This window comes from Escherichia sp. WS1368, from assembly GCF_046487485.1.
Classification (GTDB): domain Bacteria; phylum Pseudomonadota; class Gammaproteobacteria; order Enterobacterales; family Enterobacteriaceae; genus Escherichia; species Escherichia coli.
The window spans coordinates 33,993-47,706 of record NZ_JBJQJI010000002.1 but is presented as its reverse complement, the minus strand read 5'-3'; the positions used below and the strand labels follow the sequence as shown (position 1 = coordinate 47,706).

Below are 13,714 nucleotides of genomic sequence, written 5' to 3'. Positions count from 1 at the left end.
ATGAAAACTGATACTCCCTCTTTAGAAACACCGCAGGCCGCGCGCCTGCGACGCAGACAACTGATTCGCCAACTTCTTGAGCGCGATAAAACCCCGTTAGCCATTTTGTTTATGGCGGCAGTCGTCGGCACGCTTGTCGGGCTGGCTGCGGTTGCTTTTGACAAAGGTGTCGCCTGGTTGCAGAACCAGCGTATGGGGGCGCTGGTACATACTGCTGATAATTATCCGCTTCTGTTAACCGTCGCTTTTCTCTGTTCGGCGGTGCTGGCGATGTTCGGCTACTTTTTGGTGCGCAAATACGCGCCGGAAGCAGGTGGTTCGGGGATCCCGGAAATTGAAGGGGCGCTGGAAGATCAACGTCCCGTTCGCTGGTGGCGTGTGTTGCCGGTGAAATTCTTTGGCGGGCTGGGGACACTCGGCGGAGGCATGGTGTTGGGGCGCGAAGGGCCAACCGTACAGATCGGCGGCAATATCGGTCGCATGGTGCTTGATATTTTCCGCCTGAAAGGTGATGAAGCTCGCCATACGCTGTTGGCAACCGGTGCGGCGGCGGGTCTGGCGGCGGCCTTTAACGCCCCGCTAGCGGGTATTTTGTTTATTATCGAAGAGATGCGTCCGCAGTTTCGCTATACGTTAATTTCGATTAAAGCGGTATTTATTGGCGTCATTATGTCGACCATTATGTACCGGATTTTTAATCATGAAGTTGCATTGATTGACGTCGGTAAACTTTCTGACGCGCCGCTTAATACGCTGTGGCTTTATCTGATCCTCGGTATTATTTTTGGCATTTTCGGCCCTATTTTTAATAAATGGGTGCTGGGGATGCAGGATTTGCTGCACCGTGTTCACGGCGGCAATATTACCAAATGGGTACTGATGGGCGGTGTAATTGGCGGTCTGTGTGGATTGCTGGGGTTTGTGGCACCAGCAACGTCGGGCGGCGGCTTTAACCTGATTCCTATCGCTACCGCAGGGAATTTCAGCATGGGAATGCTGGTGTTTATCTTCGTCGCGCGGGTCATTACCACCTTACTCTGTTTCTCTTCCGGCGCGCCGGGCGGTATTTTTGCCCCGATGCTGGCGCTGGGTACTGTGCTGGGAACCGCTTTCGGAATGGTTGCCGTTGAGCTGTTTCCGCAATATCACCTTGAAGCAGGCACTTTTGCTATTGCCGGAATGGGGGCGTTACTGGCGGCATCTATTCGCGCGCCGTTAACGGGAATCATTCTGGTTCTGGAAATGACCGATAACTACCAGCTCATTTTGCCAATGATTATTACCGGTCTTGGCGCAACACTATTAGCACAATTTACCGGCGGGAAACCGCTATACTCGGCGATTCTTGCGCGCACGCTGGCAAAACAGGAAGCTGAGCAACTGGCGCGAAGCAAGGCCGCATCAGCCAGCGAGAATACTTGAACGAAATACCAGGGTATTAGATAATGGCGATTATTATTGGGTTAGAATTTGCCCAATTGCCGATGTCGTTTGGAGCAAAATATGAGTGATGACGTAGCACTGCCGCTGGAGTTTACCGACGCAGCAGCCAACAAAGTTAAAAGCCTGATCGCTGACGAAGATAACCCGAATCTGAAATTACGCGTGTATATCACCGGTGGCGGTTGCAGCGGCTTCCAGTATGGTTTCACCTTTGATGATCAGGTGAACGAAGGCGATATGACCATCGAAAAACAGGGCGTTGGCCTGGTGGTTGATCCGATGAGCCTGCAATATCTGGTCGGCGGTTCCGTTGACTATACCGAAGGTCTGGAAGGTTCTCGTTTCATCGTGACCAACCCGAACGCGAAAAGCACCTGCGGTTGCGGTTCTTCCTTTAGCATCTAATCTGTTGTTCATGTGCCGGATAAACTATCCGGCACATCTTCTCTCTTCAACGCCCATTCTCATCCAGCGCAAACGTCGGTAGCTTAAGATGCCAACGAATAGCCGCCAGCCGAATCAATAGCGTCACGACCATGCCCATCATACTGGCTGTTTCCAGTGGTACGGAAAATGTGTAATAAGCCGTAGCGTGGACAATACCGCCGATAATACAGGCAGTTGCGTAAATTTCTGTACGTAAAATCATGGGGATTTCGCGGGCCAGTACATCACGAATGATCCCGCCGCCAACGCCAGTAATGACGCCCATACAAACCGCGATTAACGGACCGGCTTCCGCATTAAAGGCTTTATTCACGCCAATGCCGACAAACACCGCCAGACCAACGGCGTCCAGCACCGGCAACATCCATTTTGGTAAGCGTCTTGGCTGGCGCACCAGCACGATGGTCAGCATGCTGGTGACCATTGCAACGACCAGATCGGTGGGATCTTTCACCCAAAATACCGGGCCGTGATCCAGCGCCATGTCGCGAATTGTCCCGCCGCCTACTGCGGTAACCACGCCCAGTACCAGAACACCAAAAGGGTCCATACGCAATTTTCCGGCTAACAAAACGCCGGAGATGGCAAATACCGCTGTGCCGACTATATCCAGCCAATAGACGAGCATTGTTCAATCCCCACTGAGCACCTGAAAAGGTCAGGCGCTAATCTACCTGTGAAAGCGCATTACAGAGCTGTTGTGCAGCGAGGATAATACGTGGGCTTGCACGTTCAAACCAGTCACTCGTGAGAGGAATAACGGGAATTTTGAGCTGTTCACCCCAGTATTGTTTGATTTTAGGAATTTGGTCCGGTCCGCCTGTAATGACTATCGCCTGTGGCGCGCGTGCTAACACCTGTTCGCGGCTAACTTGCGGCCAGGGAACCCGGCTATCTTTAAAGATGTTTTCTCCGCCACAAACTTCGAGTACCTGGTTCTGAATCGACTCTTTTCCACTGGTAAATGGCGGATTAATGCCGAATTGCAGAAAAACACGTTTTTTAGGTTTATCAGCATATTGCGCTTTCAATTGCGCGTACTGATCCAGCAGGGATTGCGCGGCTTGTTCGGCCTTGTCTGGTTGCGGACTCCAGGGGGCCAGTTGACGTAACGCATTGGCAATTTGTTCAATGCTTGTCGCATCGACCCACATCACTTTTATTCCCAGCGAAGCCAGCTGGTCAACCTGCCGCTCGGCATTACCTCCACGCCAGGCAATCACCAGATCGGGTTTCAGCGCGACAATGCGTTCCAGATTCATCCCCTGCCAGGTGGAAACCTGCTCAATCTTTTGCGCTTGTGGAGGATAGTCGGAATAGCTGCTGACCCCAACCGGCGTGATCCCGGCGGCAAAGGCAAGTTCAGTGTTGGCGGGAGAAAGCGTGATGACGCGCGGCGCGGCGTTGAGCCACAGTGGCGCAAGAAAAGACAGGGCGACCAGCGCCCTGAACAGTGACTTAGCCATGTGCCAGTTTCTGCACCAGTGACTCAACCATCAGGCTGGACTGTTTAGCGGCAACAGCCAGGAACTCATCGAAGCTAAGATGAGACTGTTGATCGGCCACGTCGGAGATGGCGCGTACTACGACAAACGGGACGTTGAAATTGTGGCAGACATGGGCGATTGCCGTCGCTTCCATCTCTACAGCAATGGCCTGTGGGAAGTTGTGGCGGATTTTTGCCAGACCAACAGAACCGTTGATGAAAGCGTCGCCGCTGACAATCAGGCCACGTACAGCGTTAAGATTCAGTTCGGCAATGCAGGCCTCAGCGGCAGCGATCAGTTTATCGTCAGCTTTAAAGCCTGCCGGACAGCCTGGTAACTGACCGTATTCATAACCAAATGCCGTGACATCCGCGTCGTGATAACGTGCTTCGTCCGAGACAACGATATCGCCCACTTTCAGCGTTGGTGCCAGGCCACCGGCAGAACCGGTGTTAATAATCACATCTGGCTTGCAGTGTTCCAACAGCAGAGTGGCACCCAGCGCCGCAGCGACTTTACCGATGCCCGATTTCAGAAGCGCAACCTCGGTTCCATTCAGTTGGCCGGTATAGATTTCGCAACCGCCGAGACTGATAGTTTGATGGTTTTCGATTTTGTCACGCAGCAGCGTAACTTCTTCTTCCATTGCACCAATGATGCCGATTTTCATAGATTTACTCGCGATAAGCCCGATTTGAAGGCATAGTTTACCATGCGCTTACGGGGAAGCGTATTTCTCACGCGGGAGAGGACATGGCACAGATTGATTTCCGAAAAAAAATAAACTGGCATCGTCGTTACCGTTCACCGCAGGGCGTTAAAACCGAACATGAGATCCTGCGGATCTTCGAGAGCGATCGCGGGCGTATCATCAACTCTCCGGCAATTCGTCGTCTGCAACAAAAGACCCAGGTTTTTCCACTGGAGCGCAATGCCGCCGTGCGCACGCGTCTTACCCACTCGATGGAAGTCCAGCAGGTGGGGCGCTACATCGCCAAAGAAATTTTAAGCCGTCTGAAAGAGCTTAAATTGCTGGAAGCATACGGCCTGGATGAACTGACCGGCCCTTTTGAAAGCATTGTTGAGATGTCATGCCTGATGCACGATATCGGCAATCCGCCGTTTGGTCATTTTGGCGAAGCGGCGATAAATGACTGGTTTCGCCAGCGTTTGCACCCGGAAGATGCCGAAAGCCAGCCTCTGACTGACGATCGCTGCAGCGTGGCAGCACTACGTTTACGGGACGGGGAAGAACCGCTTAACGAGCTGCGGCGCAAAATACGTCAGGACTTATGTCATTTTGAGGGGAATGCACAAGGCATTCGCCTGGTGCATACATTGATGCGGATGAATCTCACCTGGGCACAGGTTGGCGGTATTTTAAAATATACTCGTCCGGCGTGGTGGCGTGGTGAAACGCCTGAGACACATCACTATTTAATGAAAAAGCCGGGTTATTATCTTTCTGAGGAAGCCTATATTGCCCGGTTGCGTAAAGAACTTAATTTGGCGCTTTACAGTCGTTTTCCATTAACGTGGATTATGGAAGCTGCTGACGACATCTCCTATTGTGTGGCAGACCTTGAAGATGCGGTAGAGAAAAGAATATTTACCGTTGAGCAGCTTTATCATCATTTGCACGAAGCGTGGGGCCAGCATGAGAAAGGTTCGCTCTTTTCGCTGGTGGTTGAAAATGCCTGGGAAAAATCACGCTCAAATAGTTTAAGCCGCAGTACGGAAGATCAGTTTTTTATGTATTTACGGGTAAACACCCTAAATAAACTGGTACCCTACGCGGCACAACGATTTATTGATAATCTGCCTGCGATTTTCGCCGGAACGTTTAATCATGCATTATTGGAAGATGCCAGCGAATGCAGCGATCTTCTAAAGTTATATAAAAATGTCGCTGTAAAACATGTGTTTAGCCATCCAGATGTCGAGCAGCTTGAATTGCAGGGCTATCGGGTCATTAGCGGATTATTAGAGATTTATCGCCCTTTATTAAGCCTGTCGTTATCAGACTTTACTGAACTGGTAGAAAAAGAACGGGTGAAACGTTTCCCTATTGAATCGCGCTTATTCAACAAACTCTCGACGCGCCATCGGCTGGCCTATGTCGAGGCTGTCAGTAAATTACCGTCAGATTCTCCTGAGTTTCCGCTATGGGAATATTATTACCGTTGCCGCCTGCTGCAGGATTATATCAGCGGTATGACCGACCTCTATGCCTGGGATGAATACCGACGTCTGATGGCCGTAGAACAATAACCAGGCTTTTGTAAAGACGAACAATAAATTTTTACCTTTTGCAGAAACTTTAGTTCGGAACTTCGCGCTATAAAACGAATCTGAAGAACACAGCAATTTTGCGTTATCTGTTAATCGAGACTGAAATACATGAAAAAAACCACATTAGCACTGAGTGCACTGGCTCTGAGTTTAGGTTTGGCGTTATCTCCGCTCTCTGCAACGGCGGCTGAGACTTCTTCAGCAACGACAGCCCAGCAGATGCCAAGCCTTGCACCGATGCTCGAAAAGGTGATGCCTTCAGTGGTCAGCATTAACGTAGAAGGTAGCACAACCGTTAATACGCCGCGTATGCCGCGTAATTTCCAGCAGTTCTTCGGTGATGATTCTCCGTTCTGCCAGGAAGGTTCTCCGTTCCAGAGCTCTCCGTTCTGCCAGGGGGGCCAGGGCGGTAATGGCGGCGGCCAGCAACAGAAATTCATGGCGCTGGGTTCCGGCGTCATCATTGATGCCGATAAAGGCTATGTTGTCACCAACAACCACGTTGTTGATAACGCGACGGTGATTAAAGTCCAGCTGAGCGATGGTCGTAAGTTCGACGCGAAGATGGTTGGCAAAGATCCGCGCTCTGATATCGCGCTGATCCAGATCCAGAACCCGAAAAATCTGACCGCAATTAAGATGGCGGATTCTGATGCACTGCGCGTGGGTGATTACACCGTAGCGATTGGTAACCCGTTTGGTCTGGGCGAGACGGTAACTTCCGGGATTGTCTCTGCGCTGGGGCGTAGCGGCCTGAATGCTGAAAACTACGAAAACTTCATCCAGACCGATGCAGCGATCAACCGTGGTAACTCCGGTGGTGCGCTGGTTAACCTGAACGGCGAACTGATCGGTATCAACACCGCGATCCTCGCACCGGACGGCGGCAACATCGGTATCGGTTTTGCTATCCCGAGTAACATGGTGAAAAACCTGACCTCGCAGATGGTGGAATACGGCCAGGTGAAACGCGGTGAGCTGGGTATTATGGGGACTGAGCTGAACTCTGAACTGGCGAAAGCGATGAAAGTTGACGCCCAGCGCGGTGCTTTCGTAAGCCAGGTTCTGCCTAATTCCTCCGCTGCAAAAGCGGGCATTAAAGCGGGTGATGTGATCACCTCACTGAACGGTAAGCCGATCAGCAGCTTTGCCGCCCTGCGTGCTCAGGTGGGTACTATGCCGGTGGGCAGCAAACTGACCCTGGGCTTACTGCGCGACGGTAAGCAGGTTAACGTGAACCTGGAACTGCAGCAGAGCAGCCAGAATCAGGTTGATTCCAGCTCCATCTTCAACGGCATTGAAGGCGCTGAGATGAGCAACAAAGGCAAAGATCAGGGCGTGGTAGTGAACAACGTGAAAACGGGCACTCCGGCTGCGCAGATCGGCCTGAAAAAAGGTGATGTGATTATTGGCGCGAACCAGCAGGCAGTGAAAAACATCGCTGAACTGCGTAAAGTTCTCGACAGCAAACCATCTGTGCTGGCACTGAACATTCAGCGCGGCGACAGCACCATCTACCTGTTAATGCAGTAATCTCCCTCAACCCCTTCCTGAAAACGGGAAGGGGTTCTCCTTACAATCTGTGAACTTCACCACAACTCCATACATCTTCATCATCCTTTGGGCATTTGCACAATGCCGTACGTTACGTACTTCCTTATGCTAAGCCGTGCATAACGGAGGACTTATGGCTGGCTGGCATCTTGATACCAAAATGGCGCAGGATATCGTGGCACGTACCATGCGCATCATCGATACCAATATCAACGTAATGGATGCCCGCGGGCGAATTATCGGCAGCGGCGATCGTGAGCGTATTGGTGAATTGCACGAAGGTGCATTGCTGGTACTTTCACAGGGACGAGTCGTCGATATCGATGACGCGGTGGCACGTCATCTGCACGGTGTGCGGCAAGGGATTAATCTACCGTTACGGCTGGAAGGTGAAATTGTCGGCGTAATTGGCCTGACTGGTGAACCAGAGAACCTGCGTAAATATGGCGAACTGGTCTGCATGACGGCTGAAATGATGCTGGAACAGTCGCGGTTGATGCACCTGTTGGCGCAGGATAGCCGTTTGCGGGAAGAACTGGTGATGAACCTGATTCAGGCTGAGGAGAATACCCCCGCACTTACTGAATGGGCGCAACGGCTGGGGATCGATCTCAATCAACCGCGAGTGGTGGCTATTGTTGAGGTCGACAGCGGTCAGCTTGGCGTGGACAGCGCAATGGCGGAGTTACAGCAACTGCAAAACGCGCTGACTACGCCTGAGCGTAATAATCTGGTGGCAATTGTTTCGCTGACCGAAATGGTGGTGTTGAAACCGGCGTTGAACTCTTTTGGGCGCTGGGATGCAGAAGATCATCGTAAGCGAGTTGAACAACTGATTACCCGCATGAAAGAGTACGGCCAGCTGCGTTTTCGCGTTTCGCTGGGTAACTATTTTACCGGACCGGGCAGTATTGCCCGCTCTTATCGTACGGCGAAAACGACGATGGTGGTGGGTAAACAGCGAATGCCAGAAAGTCGCTGCTATTTTTATCAGGATCTGATGTTGCCTGTGTTACTCGACAGTTTGCGTGGCGACTGGCAGGCCAACGAACTGGCGCGACCGCTGGCGCGGCTGAAAGCGATGGACAATAACGGCTTGCTGCGACGAACGCTGGCGGCGTGGTTTCGCCACAATGTGCAACCGCTGGCTACGTCAAAGGCGCTGTTTATTCATCGTAATACTCTGGAGTATCGGCTTAATCGTATATCGGAACTGACCGGGCTGGATTTGGGCAATTTTGATGACAGGTTGCTGCTGTATGTGGCGTTGCAACTGGATGAAGAGCGGTAGGTCGATGACAAAATTACAGCCGGGTGAGACTTTACCCGGCCCAAAGAATGGCATTATTTACGCGTCAGTTTTTCCAGATCGGCTTCAATCTCGCTGATCTTATTGGTTACTACTGACTCCAGATGACGTAAGTCGTCGAGGATCTTACGCTTAAGATCAACTTCGCTGCGGTCACGCTGGCAGATTTGATCTAACTCATCAATGATATAGCGAAGATTAGGGCTAATCTCCTGCACTTCTTTATAACCCTGACCCACACCATCGGCGACGACCGTTTTACGCTGACGCGGATATTTAAACTTCACGCTCTTGGCGAAAAACTCGCCTTTGTCTTTCTGGAAATAGATTTTCAGAATATCGTTGTTGGCTTCCTGCCGGAGGCTGTAACGATCAATTTCTTCAGGATTGGTAATACCCAGACTTTTCAGATTGTCGTACATAGCGTTACCTCAAAATGAGTCAGTAAATTGTGCTTATTTTAGCATTTGGCCTGGCCCGCCCGGCTCGACTGTGATCGCAGAAAGCCTTTTTCTTCCAGACTTCTATCATGGCGTAAAAATCAAAAAATTACCTGCTTTATTGTGGCGATATTCCATGGGATGGATTAGCACATTTATCTTTGTTTTGCGAATTACATGACAGTCCGAAACAAGATGAAAAAGTATTTAAAAAAGGGGAAGAAGAATGAGTAGGACGAATTATTCTGAACCAGAAAGCAATCGGGCAGCGTCGTGCTGCCCGTGTGCATACTTTTAGTCGATGGTACGCAGCAGTTCGTTAATGCCGACTTTGCCGCGAGTTTTCGCGTCAACTTTCTTAACGATAACCGCACAGTAAAGACTGTATTTGCCATCTTTCGACGGCAGATTGCCTGAAACAACCACAGATCCTGCCGGAACGCGACCGTAGTGGATTTCGCCGGTTTCACGGTCGTAAATACGGGTGCTCTGACCAATGTATACGCCCATAGAGATGACGGAACCTTCTTCGACAATTACCCCTTCAACCACTTCAGAGCGCGCGCCGATGAAGCAGTTATCTTCAATAATGGTCGGGTTAGCCTGCAGCGGCTCCAGCACGCCGCCGATACCCACGCCACCGGAAAGGTGGACGTTTTTACCAATCTGCGCACAGGAACCGACGGTCGCCCAGGTATCAACCATCGTGCCTTCATCAACATATGCGCCGATGTTGACGTAAGACGGCATCAGCACGGTGTTACGGGCAATGAACGCGCCCTGACGCACTGCCGCTGGTGGCACGACGCGGAAGCCTTCTTTCTGGAAACGTGCTTCATCGTAGTTAGCGAATTTCATCGGCACTTTGTCGAAGTAGCGGCTTTCTGCCCCTTCGATCACCTGATTATCATTAATACGGAAAGAGAGCAGCACCGCTTTTTTCAACCACTGATGCGTCACCCACTGACCGTCAATTTTTTCCGCTACACGCAGTGCGCCGGAATCCAGCAGGGCGATCACCTGATTTACCGCTTCGCGGGTAACTGTGTCTGCATTGGCTGGCGTGATCTCGGCACGGCGTTCAAAAGCGGTTTCAATAATGTTCTGTAACTGCTGCATTGTTAAACTCTTTTCATATCAGTAAACACATCACCCTTTATCGTTTGGATTGAGGGCCTCTGTCAACCGCTGATGCACTTCCTGCTGCAACTCGTTATTAAGTGCACGCCGGTCAGCGGTGGCAATTATGAATAAATCTTCTACTCGTTCGCCAATGGTTGTAATTCGGGCGCCATGAAGCGAAATTCCCAGATCGGCAAAAATTTTCCCGACTCTCGCCAGCAGTCCTGGTTGGTCGAGCGCGATAAGCTCAAGGAACGATTTGCGGTCGGTATGGGTCGGCAAAAATGTCACTTCAGTTTCAACAGTAAAGTGACGTAGTTTGGCCGGTTGGCGACGTGGCTGCGGTGGCTGCCAGCTACTTTGTGTCAGTACCTGCTCCAGACCAAATCGAATAACTTCATGGCGATCTGCGGACAGCGGGCTGCCATCGGGTTCCAGCACGATGAAGGTATCCATCGCCATACCGTCGCGAGTGGTGAAAATTTGTGCGTCGTGGACACTTAAATTGCGGCGGTCTAATTCGGCACAGACGGCGGCAAACAGATAGGGGCGGTCCGGGCTCCAGATAAAAATCTCGGTGCCTCCACGCGTAGCCTGCGGACTAAGCAATACCAGCGGTTTGCTTAAATCATGCTGTAATAAATGGCGCGCATGCCAGGCCAGTTGATTTGGGCTATGGCGGACAAAATAGTTAGCACGACAGCGTGACCAAATTTGGTGCAGCGCCTCTTCGTCGATGTTATCCATGCGCAGTAGTGCCAGCGCCTGGAGTTGGTGATGGCGAACCCGTTCGCGCATATCCGGCGTGTTTTGCATTCCACGTCGTAGCTGCTTTTCGGTGGCGAAATAGAGTTCGCGCAACAGACTTTGCTTCCAGCTATTCCACAGCGTTTCGTTGGTGGCGCAAATGTCAGCCACTGTCAGGCATACCAGATAGCGCAGACGATTTTCCGTTTGAACTTCTTCGGCAAACTGCTTGATCACTTCCGGGTCCTGAATATCGCGGCGCTGAGCTGTCACCGACATCAGCAAGTGCTGGCGAACCAGCCACGCCACCAGCTGTGTTTCGCGCGAGTTAAGCCCGTGGAGTTCGGCAAAATGCACCACGTCTTGTGCACCGAGAATGGAGTGGTCGCCGCCGCGTCCTTTGGCGATATCGTGAAACAGCGCGGCGATGAAAATCAGCTCAGTTGACGGCAGGCGCGGCCAGACGTCCACACACAACGGATGGCGCTGGCGCGTTTCTTCACTGGCAAAACTCTCCAGTTTCAGCATCACGCGAATAGTATGTTCATCCACCGTGTAGGCGTGGAACAGGTCAAACTGCATCTGCCCGACGATATGCGACCATTGGGGCATATACGCGCCGAGCACGCTATGACGATGCATCGGTAATAGTCCGCGACGCACCGCACCAGGGTGACGCAGAATGCTCAAAAACAGTTTTCGCGCTTCCGGAATATTACACAGCGGTTGTTGCAAATGGCGACGGGCGTGGCGTAACTGGCGCAGCGTGGTAGAGTAAATGCCAGTGATCGCACTGTTGCGCACCATGGTGTAGAACATACGCAAGATGGCTTCCGGCTGGCGCATAAATAGTGTTTCATCACGCAGGTCGATTAGCGTACCGCGTAGCTGAAACTCATCGTCGATTGGACGTGGTTTTTCGTCGGCGGGAAGGGCGAGGATGGCTTCATCGAACAGTTGCAGCAGCATCTGGTTGAGTTCGCTGACGCGGCGTGTAACGCGGAAGTAATCCTTCATCATCCGCTCGACCGGTTCGTTACCTTCACCACTGTAATTCAAACGCTGGGCGACGCTAAGCTGGCGATCGAATAACAGGCGATTATCGTAACGGCTGACGACAAGATGCAGGGCAAAGCGAATACGCCACAATATATGCAGACATTCGTTTAATTCCGCTCGCTCCGCTGAGGTTAAGAAGCCAAACCCGACCATTTCATCCAACGATGTTGCGCCAAAATGACGGCGGGCCACCCATTGCAGCGTGTGGATATCGCGCAAGCCGCCGGGGCTACTTTTGATGTCTGGTTCAAGGTTGTAGCTGGTGCCGTGGTAACGCTGATGGCGCTGGTTCTGTTCTTCAACTTTCGCCGCGTAGAACTTGTCGGAAGGCCAGAATCCTTCGCTGAAAATATGTTTTTGCAGTTCGAGGAACAGCGCAACATCGCCAATTAATAAGCGGGATTCGATTAAATTGGTGGCGACGGTTAAATCCGATAACCCTTCCAGCATGCACTCTTCAAGCGTGCGCACGCTATGACCGACTTCCAGTTTCACATCCCATAATAGTGTTAACAGTTCGCCAACTTTCTGTGCCTGATCATCCGGGAGTTTCTTACGGCTTAAGATCAGCAAATCGATGTCGGAAAGTGGATGCAGCTCGCCACGACCGTAGCCACCGACGGCGACTAATGCCAGGTCGGCAATCTGGCTGAATCCCGCGTCAATCCATAACCGTTGCAGGAGCTGGTCGATAAACTCGGTACGCGCCTCAATCAACTCTTCTGCAGAGATTCCATTGTCAAAGGCATCACCCAGCCAACGCTGGAAAGTATCAATATGGGCTTTTATCCCACAGACGGTTAATTCATCACGGGGCCAGGCACATGGATTTTGCGGTTGACCGGGAAGGGTGGGGAGAGCGGTATTTGCGTACTGTTCTGGAAGGGTATTCATCGTGCGCCACCCATAAGATTAAATTATCACATTAAAAAAGCCGGCATTCGCCGGCTTCATCTTATTCGTCGTGCGAGATTATCGCCGGGATGGTGTCATCCTTGCGTAGCGTCAGAATTTCGCAGCCGTTATCAGTCACCACAATAGTATGCTCATATTGTGCAGACAAGCTGCGATCTTTGGTTTTTACCGTCCAGCCATCTTTCATGGTGCGGATCTCTTTTTTACCCGCGTTGACCATTGGCTCGATGGTGAAGGTCATCCCCGGTTTCAGCACGACGTTGGTTTCAGGGGAGTCATAGTGCAGTACCTGCGGTTCTTCATGGAAGCCACGACCAATACCGTGTCCACAATATTCACGAACGACGGAGAAACCTTCTGCTTCAACAAATTTCTGAATCGCCGCACCGATTTCGCGCAGATTAATGCCTGGTTTGACCATGCGCAGCGCCAGGTACAGGCTTTCTTGCGTGATGCGGCACAGACGTTCGCCCATGATGGTCGGCTTACCGACGATAAACATTTTCGAGGTATCGCCGTGGAAACCATCTTTGATTACGGTGACATCAATGTTAACGATATCGCCATCTTTCAGCAGCTTGGCGTCGTCCGGGATACCGTGGCACACCACTTCATTAATAGAGATGCAGACGGATTTCGGATAGCCGTGATAGCCGAGGCAGGCAGAAACCGCGTGTTGTTCATTAACAATGTAATCATTACAGATGCGATCCAGCTCGCCGGTGCTGACGCCCGGTTTAACATACGGTTCGATCATCTCCAGCACTTCGGCAGCCAGTCGGCCAGCGACGCGCATTTTTTCGATATCTTCTGGGGTCTTGATTGAGATAGCCATTAATTCTGTCCATCAGCGTCGGTGATACCGACAATATATATGTAAGTGCCGTCAATGGTATCAC

General features: G+C 51.5%; 13 protein-coding genes. 6 read left to right on the top strand and 7 right to left on the bottom strand.

Annotated elements, in window-relative coordinates:
* From clcA to erpA, 3 genes are read left to right on the top strand one after another with little or no spacing between them, the layout of a single operon-like run.
* Nucleotides 1–1,422 (top strand): H(+)/Cl(-) exchange transporter ClcA, encoded by a 1,422-nt coding sequence (clcA, locus tag ACJHYD_RS05935; RefSeq protein ID WP_001550624.1) that lies wholly within the window; start codon nt 1–3, stop codon nt 1,420–1,422.
* 23 nt (nt 1,423–1,445) lie between these two features.
* A complete protein-coding gene (yadW, locus tag ACJHYD_RS05930) occupies nt 1,446–1,511 on the top strand; it encodes a small protein YadW (RefSeq protein ID WP_120795373.1) in 66 nt (21 codons plus the stop codon).
* Nucleotides 1,504–1,848 carry an iron-sulfur cluster insertion protein ErpA gene (erpA, locus tag ACJHYD_RS05925; protein ID WP_001295564.1) on the top strand — a complete coding sequence of 115 codons (345 nt, stop codon included), beginning with the start codon at nt 1,504–1,506 and terminating at the stop codon, nt 1,846–1,848. Before yadW ends, erpA begins: the two co-directional genes overlap by 8 nt.
* 46 nt (nt 1,849–1,894) lie before the next feature.
* Here erpA and ACJHYD_RS05920 read toward each other — a convergent pair whose 3' ends face one another.
* Genes ACJHYD_RS05920 through mtnN form a run of 3 tightly spaced genes read right to left on the bottom strand, consistent with a single transcriptional unit; the run spans nt 1,895 to nt 4,047 of the window.
* Nucleotides 1,895–2,518: a TRIC cation channel family protein gene (locus ACJHYD_RS05920; RefSeq protein ID WP_000964221.1), complete on the bottom strand. Its 624-nt coding sequence runs from the start codon at nt 2,516–2,518 to the stop codon at nt 1,895–1,897.
* Nucleotides 2,519–2,555: 37 nt separating this feature from the next.
* On the bottom strand, nt 2,556–3,356 hold the full coding sequence (btuF, locus tag ACJHYD_RS05915) for a vitamin B12 ABC transporter substrate-binding protein BtuF (protein ID WP_001306218.1): 801 nt from the start codon (nt 3,354–3,356) through the stop codon (nt 2,556–2,558).
* Nucleotides 3,349–4,047, bottom strand: coding sequence for a 5'-methylthioadenosine/S-adenosylhomocysteine nucleosidase (gene mtnN / locus ACJHYD_RS05910; RefSeq protein WP_069903798.1), 699 nt, complete (start codon nt 4,045–4,047; stop codon nt 3,349–3,351). Before mtnN ends, btuF begins: the two co-directional genes overlap by 8 nt.
* Before the next feature lie 83 nt (nt 4,048–4,130).
* Here mtnN and dgt point away from each other — a divergent pair, with 83 nt between their 5' ends.
* The 3 genes from dgt (at nt 4,131) to cdaR (ending at nt 8,514) form a co-directional block, all read left to right on the top strand.
* Nucleotides 4,131–5,648, top strand: coding sequence for a dGTPase (gene dgt / locus ACJHYD_RS05905; RefSeq protein WP_000057068.1), 1,518 nt, complete (start codon nt 4,131–4,133; stop codon nt 5,646–5,648).
* Nucleotides 5,649–5,777: 129 nt separating this feature from the next.
* Nucleotides 5,778–7,202, top strand: a complete 1,425-nt coding sequence (gene degP, locus ACJHYD_RS05900; protein ID WP_000753946.1) for a serine endoprotease DegP — start codon at nt 5,778–5,780, stop codon at nt 7,200–7,202.
* 154 nt (nt 7,203–7,356) lie between these two features.
* Nucleotides 7,357–8,514, top strand: coding sequence for a DNA-binding transcriptional regulator CdaR (cdaR, locus tag ACJHYD_RS05895; RefSeq protein ID WP_000929439.1), 1,158 nt, complete (start codon nt 7,357–7,359; stop codon nt 8,512–8,514).
* A gap of 53 nt (nt 8,515–8,567) precedes the next feature.
* On the opposite strand, the gene ACJHYD_RS05890 is transcribed toward cdaR, so the two are convergent.
* The 4 genes from ACJHYD_RS05890 to map form a co-directional block, all read right to left on the bottom strand.
* Nucleotides 8,568–8,954 carry a DUF3461 family protein gene (locus ACJHYD_RS05890; RefSeq protein ID WP_000272188.1) on the bottom strand — a complete coding sequence of 129 codons (387 nt, stop codon included), beginning with the start codon at nt 8,952–8,954 and terminating at the stop codon, nt 8,568–8,570.
* A gap of 312 nt (nt 8,955–9,266) precedes the next feature.
* Complete coding sequence (gene dapD, locus ACJHYD_RS05885; RefSeq protein ID WP_001186656.1) at nt 9,267–10,091, bottom strand: 2,3,4,5-tetrahydropyridine-2,6-dicarboxylate N-succinyltransferase; 825 nt, start codon at nt 10,089–10,091, stop codon at nt 9,267–9,269.
* A 30-nt stretch (nt 10,092–10,121) separates the two neighbouring features.
* Nucleotides 10,122–12,794, bottom strand: coding sequence for a bifunctional uridylyltransferase/uridylyl-removing protein GlnD (gene glnD, locus ACJHYD_RS05880; RefSeq protein ID WP_001094540.1), 2,673 nt, complete (start codon nt 12,792–12,794; stop codon nt 10,122–10,124).
* Between the two features lie 61 nt (nt 12,795–12,855).
* Complete coding sequence (map, locus tag ACJHYD_RS05875) at nt 12,856–13,650, bottom strand: type I methionyl aminopeptidase (protein WP_001018190.1); 795 nt, start codon at nt 13,648–13,650, stop codon at nt 12,856–12,858.
* Nucleotides 13,651–13,714: the final 64 nt, after the last annotated feature.